The organism is Bacillus cereus group sp. BfR-BA-01356 (genome assembly GCF_022663635.1).
GTDB classification, from domain to species: domain Bacteria; phylum Bacillota; class Bacilli; order Bacillales; family Bacillaceae_G; genus Bacillus_A; species Bacillus_A cereus.
On record NZ_JAKUFX010000008.1, the window covers coordinates 1 to 19,544 of the forward strand.

Consider the following 19,544-nt stretch of genomic DNA (forward strand, 5'->3'; position numbering starts at 1 on the left):
AAGCTAGTAAGATCCCTGAAAGATGATCAGGTTGATAGGTTCGAGGTGGAAGCATGGTGACATGTGGAGCTGACGAATACTAATAGATCGAGGACTTAACCATATAATATGTAGCAATGTTATCTAGTTTTGAAAGAATATAAAAAACTTATTGACTTTCGAGGTCAAATGAGTTAAAATGATTCTTGTCTTAAATGAATACAGTCTGGTAATGATGGCAGAGAGGTCACACCCGTTCCCATACCGAATACGGAAGTTAAGCTCTCTAGCGCCGATGGTAGTTGGGACCTTGTCCCTGTGAGAGTAGGACGTTGCCAGGCAAAATGGAGGATTAGCTCAGCTGGGAGAGCACCTGCCTTACAAGCAGGGGGTCGGCGGTTCGATCCCGTCATCCTCCACCATATATGTCGGAGGGGTAGCGAAGTGGCTAAACGCGGCGGACTGTAAATCCGCTCCTTCGGGTTCGGCAGTTCGAATCTGCCCCCCTCCACCATTCTTAATTAATGGGCTATAGCCAAGCGGTAAGGCAACGGACTTTGACTCCGTCATGCGCTGGTTCGAATCCAGCTAGCCCAGCCATTAAGAGCCATTAGCTCAGTTGGTAGAGCATCTGACTTTTAATCAGAGGGTCGAAGGTTCGAGTCCTTCATGGCTCACCATTTTAATGAAATATGCGGGTGTGGCGGAATTGGCAGACGCACTAGACTTAGGATCTAGCGCCTTTGGCGTGGGGGTTCGACTCCCTTCACCCGCACTTTTAATAAAATAACTCATACATGTCTTGCGGAAGTAGTTCAGTGGTAGAATACAACCTTGCCAAGGTTGGGGTCGCGGGTTCGAATCCCGTCTTCCGCTCCAATTTTCAATATGACATGCCGGGGTGGCGGAACAGGCAGACGCACAGGACTTAAAATCCTGCGGTGGGTGACCACCGTGCGGGTTCGACCCCCGCCCTCGGCACCATATGCGCCCGTAGCTCAATTGGATAGAGCGTTTGACTACGGATCAAGAGGTTAGGGGTTCGACTCCTCTCGGGCGCGCTTTTATTAACGGGAAGTGGCTCAGCTTGGTAGAGCACCTGGTTTGGGACCAGGGGGTCGCAGGTTCAAATCCTGTCTTCCCGATATTCCCAAAAAACATGGGGCCTTAGCTCAGCTGGGAGAGCACCTGCCTTGCACGCAGGAGGTCAGCGGTTCGATCCCGCTAGGCTCCACTTTATTTAATATATGTCTTGGAGGTATACCCAAGTTCGGCTGAAGGGATCGGTCTTGAAAACCGACAGGCGGCGAGAGTCGCGCGGGGGTTCGAATCCCTCTACCTCCTCCATTTTTTAAAACTTTATATTGTCGCGGGGTGGAGCAGCACGGTAGCTCGTCGGGCTCATAACCCGAAGGTCGCAGGTTCAAATCCTGTCCCCGCAACCAAATGGTCCCGTGGTGTAGTGGTTAACATGCCTGCCTGTCACGCAGGAGATCGCCGGTTCGACCCCGGTCGGGACCGCCATTTATGTTGGCTCGGTAGCTCAGTCGGTAGAGCAGAGGACTGAAAATCCTCGTGTCGGCGGTTCGATTCCGTCCCGAGCCACCATTTTTTTATGCCGGCTTAGCTCAATTGGTAGAGCAACTGACTTGTAATCAGTAGGTTGGGGGTTCAAGTCCTCTAGCCGGCATCATTTAGGGGCATAGTTTAAAGGTAGAACTGAGGTCTCCAAAACCTCCAGTGTGGGTTCGATTCCTACTGCCCCTGTAAAGTATATGGGCCTATAGCTCAGCTGGTTAGAGCGCACGCCTGATAAGCGTGAGGTCGATGGTTCGAGTCCATTTAGGCCCACCATATATTATTCCGCAGTAGCTCAGTGGTAGAGCTATCGGCTGTTAACCGATCGGTCGTAGGTTCGAGTCCTACCTGCGGAGCCATGGCCCGTTGGTCAAGTGGTTAAGACACCGCCCTTTCACGGCGGTAACACGGGTTCGAATCCCGTACGGGTCATACAAAAAGAGTCAGCATTATGCTGGCTCTTTTTTATTTTGTTAATCCTTTTTATTACGTTACTTTCCAGAAATAAATAAAGGAATTTTGGAAAAGCTATGGTATGTATAAAAAGGAGGAAATCATAATGACACGAGTGAGAGACTTAATGAGTACCCATATTGTACATTGTACACCGCTAGACAATGTATATGAGGCAGCTGTAAAAATGAAGGAAGAATCGGTTGGATTAATTCCTGTTGTTGAAAATGAGCAAGTTGTTGGGCTTGTTACTGATCGTGATTTAGTCGTTCGAGGGATTGCTGAAAAACATCCTGGATCTAATAAGATTACAAATGTAATGACAACAAATATTATCTCAGTTTCTCCAAATGATTCTATTGAAAAAGCTACAGAGCTAATGGCACAGCATCAAATTAGACGATTACCAGTAGTTGATAGTGGTCAACTTATTGGCATGTTAGCACTAGGAGATTTAGCTATAAGGGAATCAGCAGATGATCAAGCTGGATTTGCCTTGAGCGAAATCTCAGAGCGTACAGAGTAAATTTAAACTTTCATTAACCGAGAGTTTAATGGTCACTCATAAAGAGCTAAATTATATATAAATTTCAGATACATTATTCTAGTATATATGGATTAAACTAATATGTTAGCGTGATGTATCTGAGACATTATATAATAAGTATGTGGTTAATAATTTCGACATTTTTTTAAAATTTGTTATTCTTAATTTTTAATAAGAGAAAAGATGATATACTGATAGATATAAGTATTATGAGAGATTTTGAATATAACAATATTAATTTTTAGTGGTGCGATAATAAATTAATATTTCCTACATAGATGAAAAGGGAAGGGGAATTATATGAAGGCTGTACAGGGCGACCCAAATTGGAATTTGGTTACAGATACATATATAGAACCAAATAATTTCGCTGAATTATTTTCTTTGCTTGTACCTTGTCACCCAAAAGGTGAGGGGAAAGAACGAACTATATTAGTATGGAAAGAGAAAGAATTTTATAAAGAAGAAAATTTAGCGGCATTTATCGTATATGGCATGAATAAAGCAAAGAAATTACCGCAGTTTCATAAAGATGAAATTCCAACTTTAGTGCGTATTCTTCGCTTATGCCAAGAGATTGGTTGGTATGAAGAGGCAAATGATTTTATGATAGCGCAAGGATTAGCTGAGTTTGTTCATACTTCATTGGAATATGAAACATGGGATCTTTTGACGCAATCAGTTGCTTTAAATTATTTAATTATTAAATATCGTATAGGTGAATTGACAGATAGGGATATTGAAATTTGGGATAGAGTTAAATTTAATGAGAAGTGTATAACCGATTGTAAACATTTATTATCTCATAAAGAAGTATTGGAATTTACATTCTTTTATATGTGCAAGAGAGCGAAATCATTATCAAAAGAGCAATTAAATAGTGATATGATGAGTTTAGCAATGTATTGTAATACTTTTGTATATGATTTGTATACACATGATTTATTACGGAAATATCGTAAGTGTACAGATTTCCTATCATATTATGGACCTAGTCAGGCAGTTTTAGCATGTCAAAGAGCTGTATTATCTCAAATTTCCGATCGCTTAGACCCATTAAAGACAACGCATGTAGATGATTATTTATATGTGATGAAAGAAATGATGGAGCATATGACGATAGGAGTAATGGATCGATATGGTCATTTTATTGGAAAGCTACTATCTTATGTGCCATTTTTCGAAATGATACAAGTTCCACAGCATGCATATTATTGTGAAGAATTACTGTATATTTGTAAGGGCATTGAATATAAAGAAGAAACACTACGCAATTATATATTTATACAATTACATGATTGTTTACCATCATTCTTTAGGCTATTTCTTAAAAATAAGCGTTACGCAACGATTCATGATATTCTTTTCTATTGGTGCGATGACGAACAACGAATGAGCTTAGAGAAAAAATATAATCTGAGCTTTATTTATGAAAAATATGCTTGTGGATAAACAATATTTTCGATATGAAAAATTAATATAAATTAAAAAGGATCTCCAGTTTATGTGAGATCCTTTTTTGTTAGTAAAACAAGGAGAAAGTGATTAAGATAAGAAACAACATTCCATATAGGAGAAGTTGTGCAGTATAACTTCCTTGTATACCAAAAAAAGTATTGGCTTTCTTATACAAATTCAATATGTATTTTATTGGAGTATCTTTGAAAGATTGGTACACAGTGTCGCCTCTTTCTAAGCTTCTTGTTTTTGTTTTTGGTTATAAGGGACATTAATATATCTAGCTACAAATAATAAAACAGCCATAAAGAATACTGGAAATACAGTAGATAAATAAAAGCCATTACTAATTATATTTGTTATGAGAGCACTCAAAAGAAAAATAGCATTATAAATATGGGCAATTTTTTGTTTTAGTTGCACTTGAAATGATTCCATCATAATTTCTAATGCAACAAAAGCAATAATAATAGATAAAAATACAATATTTGTATTGTAAATGATTAAACAACAGATTAAACCTAAAAAGGCTACGTATTCAATTATAAGAGGTATATTGCGTGGCATACAATTTACCTAACTAAATATGGCAGTGGATTTACTGCATTTGTTTTTTCAAAATTCCATTCTCCATTATGTAATTCAAAATGAAGATGTTGCCCGTATGAATGACCTGTGTTTCCCATATGACCTATTAATTGTCCAGTTTGTACTTGATCACCAGCTTGTACAGTGCGATCCTTCATATGAGCATAAACAGTTGTATATAATTTCCCATTGATTTGATGCGCAATGAAAACAACATTGCCATAGCTAGCTGAATAATAAGATTTCACAACTTTACCTGCAGCAGCAGCTTGGATAGAGACGTTTCCTGGAGCGGCAATATCTATACCATAATGCATTTGTTCCCAGCGTATATCAAAGGTTGAGCTAATTCTTCCTTGAGCGGGGAATTTGAAAGCAGCTGGAATTGATGAAGGCTGATCTGTTTTAGCTTGTGGTTGATTTTGTACTACATAGTGTTTTGCTACATATCCGTATCCTGTGCCAAAACGAATTTTATACCAAGTACCTACAGTTTCTACTACTTGTACTTGTGTACCGTTTTGTAATGAACCGAGTAGAGCGCTACTTGTACTAGCGGTGCTACGTACATTTAGATTAGGTGTTGCAACAGTATATTTTGTATTATTTTGAACGGTGATTCCTTTTACTAAGGGTTGTGAACCATTAGAGATGAATGCTTTTTGTACGTAACCTGTTTGGCCATTATGTGATATTTTATACCATTCGCCTTGATCTTCTTGAACGCTAATAAACTTACCATTTGGTAATACATCTAAAATGGAAGATTCTAAATTAGGTTCAGAGCGAACGTTTAATGCATTAGCATTAACGATGTATTGATCATTAGATTGAAGTTTGTTTTTTAGTAAAATAGCATCTTTTTGTACATAACCTACTTTATTATGAACAGATACTTTATACCAACCATTAGTTGTTTCAAGGATGTTCACTTTTGTATTAAAGCGAATTGTATCAATTGATGTGCTTTTTACGTTATCTTCTGTATGTAATGCTACTTGATCGACTTTGACATACCCAGTTTTAATATTAGATAATTGTTCAGCGTTTGCTTTTTGTACATTTGTTTCACCCATAGAAGGAAGTAAAGAAGCAATCGCTACAGTAGTTGCTGTTAAAGCAGTAGCTTTCATATTCATGGAATAGAGACCTCCTCTAGTTGTATAGTTGTATAGTTGTAATTTTATTATAGTATAAAGATATAATATAGTGGGGGTATTCACATAAATGTAATATGAAATCAATATAAAAATAAATTTTTTGAAGATAATGATTCCTTTTTATACAATTAATCAGGGTTTTATTTTCTAAAATAGAATGTATGTATTGTATAATTTTGATATTATGTTGATAATTAAGAAAATTAAAAAAGTTGATGATGTCTTATTAGGGTGTTATACTGACAGTGATAATTTTATAGTTTGCTAGGAGAGCTGGTGTTGCCAGCTGAGAGTAGGCCGTAAGCCTTTGATCCTTTTTATTACCTGATCTAGATTATGCTAGCGTAGGGAAGCAATTCGGACACTAACAATGAGTCCCCGTTTCTTTGCGTATAGAAACGGGGCTTTTTTATTTGAAAATTTCATATTGAAACCACTAGGGGTGCTTGACTTGCTGAGAGAGGAATAATCCTTAACCCTTACAACACCTGATCTAGGTAATACTAGCGAAGGGAAGTGGAACATCGAATAAATGTATAACTTTATTTGCTGTAACCACTTCTTATATATAGAAGTGGTTTTTTATTTAGATACATATATTGAAAGGGGATAGAGAAATGAAATTTTGCTATAGATTATTAGAAACTGTGCAACCGGTATGGGAGATGAGTCATAATCATCCGTTTGTAGTGGGTATGGGAGATGGCACGTTAGAAAAAGATAAATTCCAGTATTATATTATTCAAGATTATTTATATCTGCTAGATTATGCAAAGTTATATGCGATTGGTGTTGTAAAAGCAACGAATCCACAAGTAATGGGAAAGTTCGCTGAACAAATTGATGGAATATTAAATGGCGAAATGACAATCCATAAACAATATGCAAAAAGACTTGGAATTTCTATAGAGGAGATAGAGTCTGCGAAACCATCTGCTAAAAATTTAGCTTATACAAATTACATGATGTCTGTATCTCAAAATGGCACACTTGCGGAATTAATAGCAGCGCTTCTTCCATGTATGTGGAGCTATTGGGAAATTGGAAAGCGTTTAAATGATATTCCTGGAGCAAGAGATCATGAGTTTTTTGGTGAGTGGATTCAAGGATATAGTTCGGAAGAATACGGTAATCTTTGTATTTGGTTAATAGATTTATTAAATGAAATGGCAGTTGGAAAGTCTGAGAAAGAACTAGAAAGATTAGAGGAGATTTTCTTAAATTCCAGTCGATTTGAATATTTATTCTGGGATATGTCCTATCGTAAGGAGATGTGGGGATTTGAGGAGCAAGAACATACTACAGTTTCATAATGTTTCTTTTCATTACGATGAGAAACCAATCATCCATGAATTAAATGCTTCTATACATGAGAAAGAGTTTGTCAGTATTATCGGACCGAGTGGATGTGGGAAAAGTACTTTATTTCGCCTTATTACAGGTCTAGAAAAGGTAAGTATTGGACAGATAGAACTGACAGAAACAAAGCACCATCCTGTAGGATATATGCCGCAAAAAGATATGCTTTTGCCGTGGAGAACAATTATTGAGAATGCTGCCCTGCCGTTAGAGTGCCAAGGTGTACAGAAGAAAGAAGCAGAAGTAAAGGCAAAGGAACTGTTACATAAATTTGGTTTGCAAGGGTATGAGAAAAAATATCCGAAAGATTTATCTGGTGGTATGAGACAACGTGTATCTTTTATTCGAACTTTATTAACAGGCGGGGAGATATTGCTGTTAGATGAACCATTTAGTGCGTTGGATGCTTTAACGAAGACCTCTTTGCAAGAATGGTTGTTTGAACAATGGCAAGAGTGGGAAAAAACAATTTTATTCATTACTCATGATGTTGAAGAAGCGTTATTTCTTTCAAACCGAGTTTTAGTAGTGGAACAGCAGCCGATAATGACTTTGACTGAGCGGACTGTACCGCTTGATCATAACAGAACACGAAAAGATTTATATAAACCGGAAGTATTAGCGTTGAAAGATGAGCTTCTTAGTATGTTACAAAGGCAGGTACTTGTGTGATGAACCGATTGAAAGAATTAGTTCCTGCTATTACACTTTCTAGTATTTTACTAGCTGTGTGGGAAATAGGAGCAAGAATTGTAGATGAGATGTACATTTTACCGTCACCTTCTGCGATTTTAATGAAGATATGGAAACTAAAAGACATATTATTTACAGTTCATTTACCTGCAACGTTATACGTCGTTTTAATAGGTGTTGTTATCTCTATCGTATTAGGTGTAGGGCTAGCGATGTTAATGAATGCGAGTACATGGATGGAGAGAGCATTTTATCCATTATTAGTTGCTTCACAAACGATTCCGATTACTGCGCTTGCTCCGCTATTTGTTTTATGGTTTGGATATACAATTTGGAGTAAGGTTGTTGTCACAGTTTTAATTACGTTTTTCCCAATTGCGGTCAATACGTATGATGGACTGCGTAGTACGAAAAAAGAATGGGAGGAGCTCTTAGTTACATATGGAGCAACAAAAAGAGATATTTTTCTTAAATTAAAGTTGCCGTCTGCTCTTCCTTATTTTTTCTCAGCTTTAAAAATTGCAGTTCCGCTTAGTGTTATCGGAGCAGCAATTGGAGAATGGCTCGGTGCACAAGCTGGGCTTGGATATTTCAGTAAGAGAATGATGACGCAGTTAGATGGAGCTGGCGTATTTGCACCTATTGTATTGTTATCATTATTAGCTATTTTCTTCGTCGTAATTATTTCCATATTAGAAAAGAAATTCATTAGTTGGAGGAAGCATTCATGAAATTTTTAAAGCGCATCTTTGTGTTTACATTATTAATTGCAATAATTGCAGGATGTTCGAGTAATTCAGCATCAGACAAAAGTAAAAAAGAGAAAGAAATAACAGTCATGTTAGATTGGTATCCAAATGCGGTACATAGCTTTATCTATGCAGCAATTGAAAAAGGATACTTTAAAGAAGAAGGTGTAAAGGTAAATATTAAATTCCCTTCTAATCCGACTGATCCATTAACGCTGGCAGCAGCAGGGAAGGTGACAGTGGGCTTGTATTATCAGCCAGATGTTGTTATGGCGAGAGCGAATGAGCAAATTCCAGTGAAATCAATTGGGGCTGTCGTACGTTCACCATTAAATCATGTTGTATCACTGAAATCAGCGGGCATTCAATCACCGAAAGATTTAGAAGGAAAAACAGTAGGATACTCTGGAACACCATTAAGTGAGATGTATTTAAAAACGATGGTAAAAGAAGCTGGTGGTAATCCTGATACAGTGAAAGTAGTAGATGTTGGCTTTGATTTAGTACCAGCATTAATTACGAAGAAAGTAGATGCGGTAACAGGGGCATACATTAACCATGAAGTACCTGTTATGCGTCATGAAGGCCATGAACCAGCGTACTTTAATCCAGCTGATTACGGAGTACCAAACTATCATGAGCTTGTGTTTGTAACAGGTGATAAAACGTTGAAAAAAGATAAAGAGGCGTTGCAAGCTTTCTTACGTGGTACGAAAAAAGGCTATGATTTCATGAAGAAAAACCCAGATGAAGCATTGAATATTTTATTAAACCATCAAGAAAAAGAAAACTTCCCACTTGTGCCAGAAGTTGAAAAGGAAAGTATGAAAATTTTATTAGAGAAGATGGAAACGAAAGATGAGCCATTCTTATCAGATTCAAAAGAATCTTGGGAGAAACAAAATAAGTGGCTGAAGGACAAAGGAATGACGAAAGAAACCGTCCCAGCCGATGAATTATTCGAAAATATTTTAAAGTAGGCGAATGAATATGAAAAATGAGCTCCACGTAATCTCAAATGGCCATATGCCATTCGAAGAGTTAGTGAATGTAGCGATGCAAATTGAGAGTGAGATTGATTATTTGCATATTCGTGAGCGTGAGAAGAGTACGAAGGAATTATATGAAGGTGTGGAAAGTCTATTAATGGAGGGCTTTCCGGCTTCTAAAATTGTCATAAACGATCGAATTGATATTGCAATTTTATTAAATATTCCTCGTGTTCAACTAGGATATCGAAGTACAGATGTAAAGTCAGTGAAAGAAAAGTTTTCGTATTTGCATGTCGGTTATTCTGTGCATTCGCTAGATGAAGCAATAGTAGCTTTTAAAAATGGAGCGGATTCACTCGTTTATGGCCATGTATTTCCGACAGATTGTAAAAAAGGTGTGCCAGCGAGAGGGCTTGAAGAAATTTCAGACATTGCAAGGTGTTTATCTATACCGATTACAGCAATTGGAGGAATTACCCCAGAAAACACAGTGGATGTTCTTACTAACGGTGTAAGCGGTATAGCAGTTATGTCTGGAATTGTAAGTAGTAGTAACCCGTATAGCAAAGCGAAATCTTATAAGGAATCAATAAGAAAGTGGGCGGAAAAACATGTGTGAGAAGTATGATGTAGCGATTATTGGTGGTGGTGTAATTGGTAGTTCAGTTGCACATTTTCTAGCAGAAAGAGGACATAAAGTAGCGATTGTGGAGAAGCAAAGTATTGCATCGGAAGCTTCAAAAGCAGCAGCTGGTTTACTTGGTGTTCAGGCAGAATGGGATGCGTATGATCCGCTATTTGAACTTGCTAGAGAAAGCCGAGCTATATTTCCACAACTTGCAGCAGTTTTACGTGAAAAGACGGGTGTTGATATTGGATATGAAGAAAAAGGAATTTATCGTATTGCTCAAAATGAAGATGAGAAGGAAAGAATTCTTCACATTATGGATTGGCAGCAGAAAACAGGTGAAGATTCTTATTTTCTAACGGGAGACCATGTGCGGGAAAAAGAGCCATATCTATCCGAATCTATTATAGGAGCAGTATATTATCCGAAAGACGGTCATGTTATTGCACCAGAGCTTACGAAAGCATTCGCACATTCTGCAGCGATTTCCGGTGCTGATATATATGAACAGACAGAAGTATTTGATATCCGTATTGAAAATAATAAAGTGACTGGAGTTATTACAAGTGAAGGTATTGTCACATGTGAGAAAGTCGTTATTGCAGGAGGTTCATGGAGCACGAAGTTACTCAGTTATTTTCACCGCGATTGGGGTACATATCCAGTTAAAGGAGAAGTGGTTGCGGTAAGAAGTAGAAAACAACTTTTAAAAGCACCTATTTTTCAAAAAAGATTTTACATTACTCCAAAGCGCGGTGGACGTTACGTAATTGGGGCAACAATGAAGCCACATACGTTCAATAAAACTGTGCAGCCAGAAAGTATAACTTCTATATTAGAGCGTGCTTATACAATATTGCCAGCTTTAAAAGAAGCAGAATGGGAAAGCACGTGGGCAGGATTAAGACCACAATCGAATCATGAAGCTCCTTATATGGGAGAGCATGAAGAAATAAAAGGTTTATATGCTTGCACGGGCCATTATCGAAACGGTATTTTATTAAGTCCTATTTCTGGCCAATATATGGCTGATTTAATAGAAGGAAAGCAAGAGAATCATTTGCTAGATTCATTGCTTTCTAGAAGAGTTTAGAAAGGGGATGGAAGTTTGAATTTAAAAATTAATGGTAACCAAATTGAAGTGCCAGCGAGTGTAAAAACAGTAGCTGAGCTACTTACACATTTAGAGCTAGATAACAGAATTGTTGTAGTAGAGCGTAATAAAGATATTTTACAAAAAGATGATCATACAGATACATCTGTTTTTGATGGAGACCAAATTGAGATTGTAACTTTCGTAGGAGGCGGTTGATTATGTTAAACATTGGACCATTTTCATTTCATTCTAGACTTTTATTAGGAACAGGTAAATTCCCTGATTTTGACGTACAGCAAAAGGCAATTGACGTTTCTGAAGCTGAAATTTTAACGTTTGCAGTACGTCGTATGGATATCTTTGATGCAAAGCAACCTAATTTATTAGAGAAACTTGATGTGAAAAAATATACGTTATTACCAAATACAGCAGGAGCAAAAAACGCTGAAGAGGCTGTTCGTATTGCAAAATTAGCAAAAGCTTCTGGGCTTTGTGACATGATAAAGGTAGAAGTTATTGGTGATGATAGAACGTTATTACCTGATCCGGTAGAAACATTAAAGGCATCTGAAATGTTACTGGAAGAAGGATTTATCGTACTTCCGTATACATCTGATGATGTTGTATTAGCACGTAAATTACAAGAGCTTGGCGTGCATGCGATTATGCCAGGAGCATCTCCAATCGGATCAGGACTTGGTATTGTAAATCCATTAAATTTGAGCTTCATTATTGAACAAGCGACAGTACCAGTTATCGTTGATGCCGGTATTGGTAGCCCAGCTGATGCGGCATTTGCAATGGAATTAGGAGCAGATGGCGTGTTATTAAATACAGCTGTATCAGGAGCAAAAGATCCTATTAAAATGGCACAAGCAATGAAATTAAGTATTGAAGCAGGCCGTTTAGGATTTGAAGCAGGTCGCATTGCACGTAAGCGTTGTGCAACTGCAAGTAGTCCTTTAGAAGGAATGAGCGTAGTTGAATAATCGATATTCTCGCCAAGAACTATTTTCTCCAATTGGAGAAGAAGGACAGCAAAAGATAAGAGAAAAGCATGTGCTTATTATCGGTGCAGGTGCATTAGGTAGTGCAAATGCAGAGATGTTTGTAAGAGCAGGTGTTGGCAAGATAACAATTGTTGACCGTGATTATGTAGATTGGAGTAATTTACAAAGACAACAATTGTATGCAGAGAGCGACGTAAAGAATAATCTTCCAAAAGCTATAGCGGCTAAAAAACGTTTAGAAGAGATTAATAGTGATGTAACAATAGAAGCTCTCGTTCAAGATGTAACAGCTGAAGAGCTAGAAGAACTTGTTATAAATGTTGATGTAATTATTGATGCGACTGATAATTTCGAAACGCGCTTTATTGTAAATGATATATCACAAAAATATTCTATTCCATGGATTTACGGTGCATGTGTAGGTAGTTACGGTCTTTCTTACACAATCCTTCCTAGTAAAACACCATGTTTATCATGTTTATTACAGTCGATTCCGCTTGGCGGGGCAACATGTGATACAGCGGGTATTATATCACCTGCTGTATCTCTTGTCGTTTCTCATCAAGTAACAGAAGCTCTTAAACTGTTAGTAGAAGATTACGAATCACTTCGAGATGGGCTTGTATCGTTTGATATGTGGAAGAATGAGTATTCATGTATGAATGTGCAAAAACTTCGCCAGCATAATTGTCCTTCATGCGGAGAGAATGCATTATATCCGTATTTAAATAAAGAAAACACATCAAAAACAGCAGTTTTATGCGGGCGAAATACAGTTCAAATTAGACCACCTCATAAAGATGAAATGAATTTTGAACAATATAAAGAGTTGTTGGAAGGTCGTGTAAATGATTTAAATATAAATCCATATTTACTATCATTTTCTGTTGAAGACAAGAGGTTAGTAGCCTTTAAAGATGGCCGTGTGCTCGTACATGGAACGAAAGGTATAAGCGAAGCAAAAACGATTTATCATCGCTATTTTGGATAGAAAAGGATGAGTGGGATGAAAGTGAATAAAGCTTTAACAATTGCAGGGTCTGATAGCGGCGGCGGTGCTGGAATTCAGGCAGATTTAAAAACATTCCAAGAGCTTGGTGTATACGGAATGACGGCTATTACGGCAATTACTGCTCAAAACACGCTTGGCGTTCAAGGGGTATATCCTGTTCCATTAGAAGGTATTACAGAACAGCTGAATTCAATTGGTACGGATGTAACACCAGATGCAGTGAAACTAGGAATGTTATTTAGTAGTGAAATAATTCAAATTGTTGCAGAACAAATTAAAAAGTTTGGCTGGAATAATATTGTGCTAGATCCCGTTATGATTGCAAAAGGCGGTGCATCATTATTACAGCAAGAAGCAGTTCAAGCATTAAAAGAATATTTATTACCAGTAGCAACTGTTATAACACCGAATGTCCCAGAAGCAGAAGTGTTAACTGGGATGGAGATTCATAATGTTGAAGATAGTAAGGAAGCTGCAAAAATATTGCATGAATTAGGTGCTAAATATGTGCTTATGAAGGGCGGACATGCAGAATATCAAGGGAATGAAGTAATTGATTTCCTCTTTGATGGAGAAAAATTTATTGAGTTTAGAAGCGAGCGAATTCCTTCAAAGCAAACGCATGGAAGTGGGTGTACATTTGCTTCAGCGGTTACAGCAGGACTTGCGAAAGGATACTCAATTGAAGATGCTGTTCAAGAAGCAAAACGATTTATTAGTATAGCAATTGAAGAGCCATTGAATATTGGTAGTGGTCATGGACCGACGAATCATTTTGCGTATAAAGTGAATAGAACGCGTGTATAGATAAGTGAAAAGCCAGTTTTATAACTGGCTTTTTTTCTGTTTACTTTTTCAAAATACAGGAGTAATATATCAGCCAGAATACATTTTTTTGTAAACGCTGAGTCCAATTATATGGAGCGGAGGAACCAATTTGTGCAGTGTCACTAGGGGTGAATCTTTCAAGTTTGAAAGTAGGGCTACTCTCAAAGTCCGAATCCGACAGCTAACTTCGTAAGCGTCTTGAGAGAGGACGGTGCCATGATGGATACATCACTTCATCGATCTGATTAGTATAGGGGAATATCAATCTATGTTTGATTTCTTTTATACTAAGGAGGATGAGGTACATGGAACTAACACTTATTTGTGTTGGAGAAGAAAGTAAGGTAAATAGTTTAAGAGATTTAGTATCATTTCAACATGAGTTAATTATTTTTACAGCAAATGAAGAGATAGCGGCTGAAGTTAGGAATTGTGGGTTTGATTGGACTTATAGCTGCAGTAAGGAGCAGGACTTTACTAGTATTTGTGAGTGTATTAAGAAGGTGATTTTACTAGGGGATGAGCTTCCAATCGTTAGTTTTTTCACAGAACACATTCGCTTTTCTTTTCAAGCACCTATTACTGTTGTTACAAGGAATAAACGATATCCAGCGAGGCTCTATGAAACAATTGGAGCTAAGTTTGTCGTGTTTACAAATTGTGATAATATTTCTTTTTTATTTTTTGAATAGGGCGGGGGAAGAAATGATGAAGGTACTATTACTTGGAGATATAGCAAATCGTTGGGCAGTATCGGTAGAGCGAGTTCAAGAATTGGTTCAGATCGATCCCCTTTTTCCAGGGCCGTATATTATATTACCATCAAAAGATGCTTTGTATTTAGAGGTAGATATTACCGAGTATGAGCAGCTACATGCAGAATTGACACAAGTTTATATTCGCGGGAGAAATTTACGTGCATTTTTACGAGGAGAATAAAGGTTGAATAAAAAAGAGCGAATGCTGAGTGCAACAAGCTATGCACTTCATGTCATTCGCTCTTTTTATTTCATATTTAAAAGGTCATTTTTAAGAAAAGAGAAGAGAAATAAAGAAAATAGATGAAATAATAGTAATAATCTTCAATGTAAGCGTTTAGATGAATGTAAATATTATTATTTTCAGTAATTTACTCCTTTACAAGTGAAATATAGAGGAGTATATTTACTCTCATAAATCATTCATAAAATTTCCAAAAAAACCTAAAATCGCTGAGTTCCAGAAATGGAGCGGGGGAACCAATTTTGTGCATCGTCACTTGGGGTGAATCTTTCAGTTTTGAAAGTAGGGCTACTCTTTAGGCCCGAATCCGACAGCTAACCTCGTAAGCGTTTAGAGAGGAGGTTTACTTTTTGTTGTTCATTTTTTGAACACTGAGTAGAGCTCAGTGTTCTTTTTTAATATTTAAATGGTAAATTTTAACAAAAAGAGAGGGATAGTTATGTTAGATGTTGTAATGGTCGGGATTTTTATTTTATTAGTTGCATCAATGGCAAGTCTTGCAAGTTGGTCAGATAAAGTTGTGAAAGAAGGAAAGCAATCATGATGATTGTCTTATTGGTTATTGTCGCAGCAATTACAGTGTATTTAGTGTATGCATTATTAAATCCAGAGAAGTTTTAATTAGGGGGAATCATTCATTATGATTTGGGTTGCAGTCATTATTACAATGCTCTTGTTTATTTTAGTAGCAAAGCCAACGGGGGTTTATTTAGAAAAAGCTTTTCAAGGTAGCAAAACGCTAGATAAAGTATTTGGGCCTTTTGAAAAACTTATTTTTAAAATTACGGGTGTAAAAGAATACAATCAAACGTGGAAACAGTACGCATTATCATTAGTTTTACTCAACGGATTTATGATTGTTGTTGTATATTTCATTTTCAGATTACAAGGTGTGCTGCCGCTAAATCCAGCGCATATTGAAGGGATGGAGCCTACGCTCGCTTTTAATACAGCGATTAGTTTTATGGCTGATACAAATTTACAGCATTATAGCGGTGAAAATGGTTTATCCTATTTATCACAATTAATCGGGATTACATTTTTAATGTTTGCGGCACCAGCAACGACATTAGCGCTCGTTATGGCTTTTATAAGAGGACTTGCTGGAAAAGAACTTGGTAACTTTTTCGTTGATTTTACGAGAGCGTTAACGAGAGTGTTTCTTCCTATCGCATTTATTGCGGCACTAGTTTTTGTCGCACTTGGCGTACCGCAAACGTTAGATGGGGCGGTTACAGCACAAACGATTGATGGGGCAAAGCAAAGTATATTACGTGGACCTGTTGCATCATTCGTTTCCATAAAGGAACTTGGAAATAACGGCGGTGGATTTTTCGGAGCGAACTCTACGCATCCTTTTGAAAATCCAGGACAAATGAGTAATATTTTGCAAATGATGCTTATGATGTTATTACCAACAGCACTTCCATTTACGTACGGACGAATGGTAGGAAATAAAAAACAAGGTCGCATCCTTTTCGTATCACTTTTTATGGTGTTTTTACTAGGATTTATAACGATTACGACATCTGAACTAAATGGGAATCCGGCATTAAATGGAATGGGTATCGAACATGTACAAGGAAGTACAGAAGGGAAAGAAGTACGATTTGGAACAGTATTTTCTTCACTATACGCAACGGTAACGACAGCTGCTGAAACAGGCGCTGTTAATACGATGCATGATACGTTAACACCAATTGGCGGTTTAGTTCCGCTTGTAAATATGATGTTAAATACTGTGTATGGCGGCGTTGGAGCAGGTTTTGTAAACATTATTATGTATGCAATTATCGCGGTGTTTATATCTGGGTTAATGGTTGGACGGACACCAGAGTTTTTAGGTAAAAAGATTGAAGGTAAGGAAATGAAATTAATCGCGGTCACGATTTTATTTCATCCATTGCTCATTTTAGGATTTTCGGCATTAGCTCTTTCAACAAATTTAGGGACGGATGCTATTTCTCATTCCGGTTTCCACGGTTTGACGCAAGTGGTATATGAATATACATCGTCAGCTGCGAATAACGGATCTGGATTTGAAGGATTAGGAGATAATACACCGTTTTGGAATATTACGACTGGTTTAGTTATGTTTTTAGGACGTTACTTCAGTTTAATTACGATGCTAGCTGTGGCAGCTTCATTGAAAGAAAAAACGGTAGTGCCAGAAACAGTCGGAACGTTCCGTACAGATAATAGTTTATTTGGTGGCATCTTCATCGGAACAATTGTAATTGTCGGTGCATTAACATTCTTCCCAATGTTAGTACTCGGTCCAATTGCAGAATTTCTTACATTGAAGTAATGGAGGGTAAATGATGAGACCGGTAGTAGTAAAAGAAAAACAATTAAATGAGTCCCAAATACATGCTGTAGAAGATGAAGTTAGACAAGCGAAAACGATGGATCGTGATATCGTAACACATGCGATGAAGCAATCCGTTGCGAAATTGAATCCGAAGGTCATGATAAAGAATCCGATTATGTTCGTTGTGGAAATTGGATTTATCATTACGTTCATTTTATCTTTTCTTCCAAGCAGTTCTAGTAGTATACCAGGATGGTTTAATATAACAGTTTCTCTCATTCTATTATTTACAGTTTTATTTGCGAATTTTGCAGAAGCATTAGCAGAAGGTCGTGGTAAAGCGCAAGCCGATTCTTTAAAGCAGTCGAAGAAAGATGTGTTTGCAAATGTAGTAAAAGAAAATGGAGACATTGTCCAAGTTTCAGCAACTGATCTTAGAAAAGGTGATGTTGTTATCGTAAAACAAGGAGAAATGATTCCAAGTGATGGCGAAGTAATCAAAGGATTAGCATCTGTAGATGAATCTGCAATTACAGGTGAATCAGCTCCTGTTATAAAAGAAGCAGGCGGTGATTTTTGTTCCGTAACAGGTGGAACGATGGTCGTAAGTGATGAAATTACAATTGTCATTACGAGTAATCCTGGTGAATCATTTATCGATAAAATGATTTCTTTAGTAGAAGGAGCTGCTCGTCAAAAAACGCCGAATGAGATTGCTTTAAATACAGTATTAACGAGCTTAACTCTTATTTTCTTGATCGTCGTTGTGACGTTGCCGATTTTTACAAATTATTTAGGTTTTCAAATTGATACTGCTGTACTTGTAGCGTTGTTAGTATGTTTAATTCCAACGACAATTGGTGGTTTGCTATCAGCGATTGGTATTGCTGGGATGGACCGGGTAACAAAATTTAACGTGTTAGCGATGTCAGGGAAAGCAGTAGAAGCTGCTGGCGATATTAATACAATTATTTTAGATAAAACAGGTACAATTACTTTTGGGAACCGAATGGCTCATACATTATTACCTGTAGGAAATGAAACGATTGAGCAAGTTGGAAAGTGGGCCGCTATTAGTTCTGTTTTAGATGAAACACCAGAAGGTCGATCTGTTATCGAGTATGTGCAGGGAAAATCTATATCATATAATAGAGAACTTGCAGAACAAGGTGAGTTTGTTCCGTTTAAAGCAGAAACGAGAATGAGTGGTGTTGATTTACAAGACGGAACGAAAGTGAGAAAAGGTGCTGTAGGTGCCGTTATTGAATGGGTTGAGTCACAAGGCGGAACAATTCCGAAAGATGTAAATCAAAAAGCTGACTTAATTTCAAAAGAGGGCGGAACACCACTTGTAGTTGCAGTAGATAATCGTATTTATGGCTTAATTTATTTAAAGGATACAGTAAAACCGGGTATGCGTGATCGTTTTGAACAGTTGCGCCAAATGGGGATTAAAACGGTTATGTGTACAGGTGATAATCCGTTAACAGCAGCAACGATTGCAAAAGAAGCTGGAGTAGATGAATTCGTTGCCGAGTGTAAACCGGAAGATAAAATTGCTGTTATTAAAGCAGAGCAAGATAAAGGGAAACTTGTAGCGATGACAGGTGATGGTACAAATGATGCTCCAGCATTAGCACAGGCGGACGTTGGATTAGCGATGAACAGTGGTACGACAGCAGCGAAAGAAGCGGCGAACATGATTGATCTAGACTCAAATCCAACGAAAATTATTGAGGTTGTAGGAATCGGTAAGCAATTGTTAATGACGCGAGGTGCTTTAACGACGTTTAGTATTGCGAATGATATAGCGAAATATTTTGCAATCATTCCAGCAATGTTTACACTTGCGATTCCGCAAATGGAAGCATTAAACATTATGAAACTAACATCACCACTGTCAGCAATTTTATCAGCATTAATATTTAACGCTGTTATTATTCCATTACTCATTCCGTTAGCGATGAAAGGTATTGCATATAAACCGATGAGTTCTAATGCATTGCTTAGCCGAAACTTACTTATTTATGGGCTTGGCGGAGTTATCGTTCCGTTCATTGGAATTAAGGTAATTGATATGATTGTCGGCTTGTTTATATAA

General features: G+C 37.4%; 21 protein-coding genes, 19 tRNA genes, 2 rRNA genes and 4 riboswitches. Of the genes, 40 read left to right on the top strand and 2 right to left on the bottom strand.

The window, feature by feature from the left end:
- From MR168_RS04800 to MR168_RS04910, 23 genes are all read left to right on the top strand, one after another.
- Window positions 1–103, top strand: a 23S ribosomal RNA gene (locus MR168_RS04800); the annotation flags it as partial.
- 101 nt (window positions 104–204) lie between these two features.
- Window positions 205–320 (top strand): 5S ribosomal RNA (gene rrf / locus MR168_RS04805).
- A 5-nt stretch (window positions 321–325) separates the two neighbouring features.
- A tRNA-Val gene (locus MR168_RS04810) sits at window positions 326–401 on the top strand.
- An 8-nt stretch (window positions 402–409) separates the two neighbouring features.
- Window positions 410–493, top strand: a tRNA-Tyr gene (locus MR168_RS04815).
- Window positions 494–504: 11 nt separating this feature from the next.
- Window positions 505–579, top strand: a tRNA-Gln gene (locus MR168_RS04820).
- 4 nt (window positions 580–583) lie between these two features.
- Window positions 584–659 (top strand) — tRNA-Lys (locus MR168_RS04825).
- 14 nt (window positions 660–673) lie between these two features.
- Window positions 674–754: transfer RNA gene (locus MR168_RS04830), tRNA-Leu, on the top strand.
- Between the two features lie 29 nt (window positions 755–783).
- Window positions 784–858, top strand: a tRNA-Gly gene (locus MR168_RS04835).
- A 16-nt stretch (window positions 859–874) separates the two neighbouring features.
- Window positions 875–963 (top strand) — tRNA-Leu (locus MR168_RS04840).
- A 3-nt stretch (window positions 964–966) separates the two neighbouring features.
- Window positions 967–1,040: transfer RNA gene (locus tag MR168_RS04845), tRNA-Arg, on the top strand.
- Window positions 1,041–1,050: 10 nt separating this feature from the next.
- Window positions 1,051–1,124: transfer RNA gene (locus MR168_RS04850), tRNA-Pro, on the top strand.
- Window positions 1,125–1,140: 16 nt separating this feature from the next.
- Window positions 1,141–1,213 (top strand) — tRNA-Ala (locus tag MR168_RS04855).
- Window positions 1,214–1,233: 20 nt separating this feature from the next.
- Window positions 1,234–1,326 (top strand) — tRNA-Ser (locus tag MR168_RS04860).
- A gap of 21 nt (window positions 1,327–1,347) precedes the next feature.
- Window positions 1,348–1,424: transfer RNA gene (locus tag MR168_RS04865), tRNA-Met, on the top strand.
- 3 nt (window positions 1,425–1,427) lie between these two features.
- Window positions 1,428–1,503, top strand: a tRNA-Asp gene (locus MR168_RS04870).
- An 8-nt stretch (window positions 1,504–1,511) separates the two neighbouring features.
- A tRNA-Phe gene (locus MR168_RS04875) sits at window positions 1,512–1,587 on the top strand.
- Between the two features lie 9 nt (window positions 1,588–1,596).
- A tRNA-Thr gene (locus MR168_RS04880) sits at window positions 1,597–1,669 on the top strand.
- Between the two features lie 6 nt (window positions 1,670–1,675).
- A tRNA-Trp gene (locus MR168_RS04885) sits at window positions 1,676–1,746 on the top strand.
- A gap of 10 nt (window positions 1,747–1,756) precedes the next feature.
- Window positions 1,757–1,833: transfer RNA gene (locus MR168_RS04890), tRNA-Ile, on the top strand.
- A gap of 8 nt (window positions 1,834–1,841) precedes the next feature.
- Window positions 1,842–1,916: transfer RNA gene (locus MR168_RS04895), tRNA-Asn, on the top strand.
- A 1-nt stretch (window position 1,917) separates the two neighbouring features.
- A tRNA-Glu gene (locus tag MR168_RS04900) sits at window positions 1,918–1,989 on the top strand.
- Between the two features lie 127 nt (window positions 1,990–2,116).
- Window positions 2,117–2,536 (top strand): CBS domain-containing protein, encoded by a 420-nt coding sequence (locus tag MR168_RS04905; protein ID WP_000199011.1) that lies wholly within the window; start codon window positions 2,117–2,119, stop codon window positions 2,534–2,536.
- A 321-nt stretch (window positions 2,537–2,857) separates the two neighbouring features.
- Window positions 2,858–4,009 carry a DUF3965 domain-containing protein gene (locus MR168_RS04910; protein ID WP_000648912.1) on the top strand — a complete coding sequence of 384 codons (1,152 nt, stop codon included), beginning with the start codon at window positions 2,858–2,860 and terminating at the stop codon, window positions 4,007–4,009.
- 240 nt (window positions 4,010–4,249) lie between these two features.
- Here the strand turns inward: MR168_RS04910 and MR168_RS04915 are convergent, their stop codons facing one another.
- Window positions 4,250–4,582 (bottom strand): hypothetical protein, encoded by a 333-nt coding sequence (locus MR168_RS04915; RefSeq protein ID WP_001137823.1) that lies wholly within the window; start codon window positions 4,580–4,582, stop codon window positions 4,250–4,252.
- Between the two features lie 5 nt (window positions 4,583–4,587).
- Window positions 4,588–5,742 (bottom strand): SH3 domain-containing protein, encoded by a 1,155-nt coding sequence (locus tag MR168_RS04920; protein WP_086412664.1) that lies wholly within the window; start codon window positions 5,740–5,742, stop codon window positions 4,588–4,590.
- A 277-nt stretch (window positions 5,743–6,019) separates the two neighbouring features.
- A riboswitch (TPP riboswitch) is annotated at window positions 6,020–6,131 on the top strand.
- Between the two features lie 60 nt (window positions 6,132–6,191).
- Window positions 6,192–6,295: riboswitch (TPP riboswitch) on the top strand.
- Window positions 6,296–6,380: 85 nt separating this feature from the next.
- Here MR168_RS04920 and tenA point away from each other — a divergent pair.
- The 17 genes from tenA to kdpB all read left to right on the top strand — a co-directional run bounded on the left by tenA (window position 6,381) and on the right by kdpB (window position 19,544).
- The gene (tenA, locus tag MR168_RS04925) at window positions 6,381–7,076 is read left to right on the top strand and encodes a thiaminase II (protein WP_086412665.1); all 696 of its coding nucleotides are present in this window, start codon (window positions 6,381–6,383) and stop codon (window positions 7,074–7,076) included.
- A complete protein-coding gene (locus MR168_RS04930; RefSeq protein WP_086412666.1) occupies window positions 7,045–7,794 on the top strand; it encodes an ABC transporter ATP-binding protein in 750 nt (249 codons plus the stop codon). The genes tenA and MR168_RS04930 overlap by 32 nt, the downstream gene beginning before the upstream one ends.
- Complete coding sequence (locus MR168_RS04935; RefSeq protein WP_001080853.1) at window positions 7,794–8,546, top strand: ABC transporter permease; 753 nt, start codon at window positions 7,794–7,796, stop codon at window positions 8,544–8,546. Before MR168_RS04930 ends, MR168_RS04935 begins: the two co-directional genes overlap by 1 nt.
- Window positions 8,543–9,544, top strand: a complete 1,002-nt coding sequence (locus MR168_RS04940) for an ABC transporter substrate-binding protein (protein ID WP_000670416.1) — start codon at window positions 8,543–8,545, stop codon at window positions 9,542–9,544. The genes MR168_RS04935 and MR168_RS04940 overlap by 4 nt, the downstream gene beginning before the upstream one ends.
- A 10-nt stretch (window positions 9,545–9,554) precedes the next feature.
- Window positions 9,555–10,175 (top strand): thiazole tautomerase TenI, encoded by a 621-nt coding sequence (gene tenI, locus MR168_RS04945; protein WP_000787170.1) that lies wholly within the window; start codon window positions 9,555–9,557, stop codon window positions 10,173–10,175.
- Window positions 10,168–11,277: a glycine oxidase ThiO gene (gene thiO, locus MR168_RS04950; RefSeq protein WP_086412667.1), complete on the top strand. Its 1,110-nt coding sequence runs from the start codon at window positions 10,168–10,170 to the stop codon at window positions 11,275–11,277. The genes tenI and thiO overlap by 8 nt, the downstream gene beginning before the upstream one ends.
- A gap of 15 nt (window positions 11,278–11,292) precedes the next feature.
- Window positions 11,293–11,496, top strand: coding sequence for a sulfur carrier protein ThiS (gene thiS / locus MR168_RS04955; protein WP_001049502.1), 204 nt, complete (start codon window positions 11,293–11,295; stop codon window positions 11,494–11,496).
- Between the two features lie 2 nt (window positions 11,497–11,498).
- Entirely contained in the window at window positions 11,499–12,269 is a 771-nt protein-coding gene (gene thiG, locus MR168_RS04960; RefSeq protein WP_000931981.1) for a thiazole synthase, read from the top strand.
- Window positions 12,262–13,281 carry a thiazole biosynthesis adenylyltransferase ThiF gene (thiF, locus tag MR168_RS04965; RefSeq protein ID WP_086412668.1) on the top strand — a complete coding sequence of 340 codons (1,020 nt, stop codon included), beginning with the start codon at window positions 12,262–12,264 and terminating at the stop codon, window positions 13,279–13,281. The genes thiG and thiF overlap by 8 nt, the downstream gene beginning before the upstream one ends.
- Window positions 13,282–13,296: 15 nt before the next feature.
- On the top strand, window positions 13,297–14,109 hold the full coding sequence (thiD, locus tag MR168_RS04970; RefSeq protein WP_000867387.1) for a bifunctional hydroxymethylpyrimidine kinase/phosphomethylpyrimidine kinase: 813 nt from the start codon (window positions 13,297–13,299) through the stop codon (window positions 14,107–14,109).
- Window positions 14,110–14,194: 85 nt separating this feature from the next.
- Window positions 14,195–14,342: riboswitch (cyclic di-AMP (ydaO/yuaA leader) on the top strand.
- 93 nt (window positions 14,343–14,435) lie between these two features.
- On the top strand, window positions 14,436–14,822 hold the full coding sequence (locus tag MR168_RS04975) for a hypothetical protein (RefSeq protein ID WP_000424090.1): 387 nt from the start codon (window positions 14,436–14,438) through the stop codon (window positions 14,820–14,822).
- A gap of 13 nt (window positions 14,823–14,835) precedes the next feature.
- Window positions 14,836–15,069 carry a hypothetical protein gene (locus tag MR168_RS04980; RefSeq protein WP_001985933.1) on the top strand — a complete coding sequence of 78 codons (234 nt, stop codon included), beginning with the start codon at window positions 14,836–14,838 and terminating at the stop codon, window positions 15,067–15,069.
- A gap of 3 nt (window positions 15,070–15,072) precedes the next feature.
- Window positions 15,073–15,195 carry a hypothetical protein gene (locus MR168_RS33310; RefSeq protein ID WP_001034421.1) on the top strand — a complete coding sequence of 41 codons (123 nt, stop codon included), beginning with the start codon at window positions 15,073–15,075 and terminating at the stop codon, window positions 15,193–15,195.
- A 134-nt stretch (window positions 15,196–15,329) separates the two neighbouring features.
- Window positions 15,330–15,475: riboswitch (cyclic di-AMP (ydaO/yuaA leader) on the top strand.
- A gap of 96 nt (window positions 15,476–15,571) precedes the next feature.
- Window positions 15,572–15,676, top strand: coding sequence for a SipW-dependent-type signal peptide-containing protein (locus MR168_RS04985; protein WP_000887894.1), 105 nt, complete (start codon window positions 15,572–15,574; stop codon window positions 15,674–15,676).
- Window positions 15,676–15,753, top strand: a complete 78-nt coding sequence (gene kdpF / locus MR168_RS04990) for a K(+)-transporting ATPase subunit F (protein WP_228497303.1) — start codon at window positions 15,676–15,678, stop codon at window positions 15,751–15,753. The genes MR168_RS04985 and kdpF overlap by 1 nt, the downstream gene beginning before the upstream one ends.
- 19 nt (window positions 15,754–15,772) lie before the next feature.
- Window positions 15,773–17,440, top strand: coding sequence for a potassium-transporting ATPase subunit KdpA (gene kdpA / locus MR168_RS04995; protein ID WP_006914749.1), 1,668 nt, complete (start codon window positions 15,773–15,775; stop codon window positions 17,438–17,440).
- A gap of 13 nt (window positions 17,441–17,453) precedes the next feature.
- Window positions 17,454–19,544, top strand: a complete 2,091-nt coding sequence (kdpB, locus tag MR168_RS05000) for a potassium-transporting ATPase subunit KdpB (RefSeq protein WP_001248002.1) — start codon at window positions 17,454–17,456, stop codon at window positions 19,542–19,544.

Coding starts and splice junctions, on each gene's coding strand:
- MR168_RS04905 (WP_000199011.1), top strand. CDS start 2,117: ATGACACGAGTGAGAGACTTAATGAGTACCCATATTGTACATTGTACA.
- MR168_RS04910 (WP_000648912.1), top strand. CDS start 2,858: ATGAAGGCTGTACAGGGCGACCCAAATTGGAATTTGGTTACAGATACA.
- MR168_RS04915 (WP_001137823.1), bottom strand. CDS start 4,582: ATGCCACGCAATATACCTCTTATAATTGAATACGTAGCCTTTTTAGGT.
- MR168_RS04920 (WP_086412664.1), bottom strand. CDS start 5,742: ATGAATATGAAAGCTACTGCTTTAACAGCAACTACTGTAGCGATTGCT.
- tenA (WP_086412665.1), top strand. CDS start 6,381: ATGAAATTTTGCTATAGATTATTAGAAACTGTGCAACCGGTATGGGAG.
- MR168_RS04935 (WP_001080853.1), top strand. CDS start 7,794: ATGAACCGATTGAAAGAATTAGTTCCTGCTATTACACTTTCTAGTATT.
- MR168_RS04940 (WP_000670416.1), top strand. CDS start 8,543: ATGAAATTTTTAAAGCGCATCTTTGTGTTTACATTATTAATTGCAATA.
- tenI (WP_000787170.1), top strand. CDS start 9,555: ATGAAAAATGAGCTCCACGTAATCTCAAATGGCCATATGCCATTCGAA.
- thiO (WP_086412667.1), top strand. CDS start 10,168: ATGTGTGAGAAGTATGATGTAGCGATTATTGGTGGTGGTGTAATTGGT.
- thiG (WP_000931981.1), top strand. CDS start 11,499: ATGTTAAACATTGGACCATTTTCATTTCATTCTAGACTTTTATTAGGA.
- thiD (WP_000867387.1), top strand. CDS start 13,297: ATGAAAGTGAATAAAGCTTTAACAATTGCAGGGTCTGATAGCGGCGGC.
- MR168_RS04975 (WP_000424090.1), top strand. CDS start 14,436: ATGGAACTAACACTTATTTGTGTTGGAGAAGAAAGTAAGGTAAATAGT.
- MR168_RS04980 (WP_001985933.1), top strand. CDS start 14,836: ATGATGAAGGTACTATTACTTGGAGATATAGCAAATCGTTGGGCAGTA.
- MR168_RS04985 (WP_000887894.1), top strand. CDS start 15,572: ATGTTAGATGTTGTAATGGTCGGGATTTTTATTTTATTAGTTGCATCA.
- kdpF (WP_228497303.1), top strand. CDS start 15,676: ATGATTGTCTTATTGGTTATTGTCGCAGCAATTACAGTGTATTTAGTG.
- kdpA (WP_006914749.1), top strand. CDS start 15,773: ATGATTTGGGTTGCAGTCATTATTACAATGCTCTTGTTTATTTTAGTA.
- kdpB (WP_001248002.1), top strand. CDS start 17,454: ATGAGACCGGTAGTAGTAAAAGAAAAACAATTAAATGAGTCCCAAATA.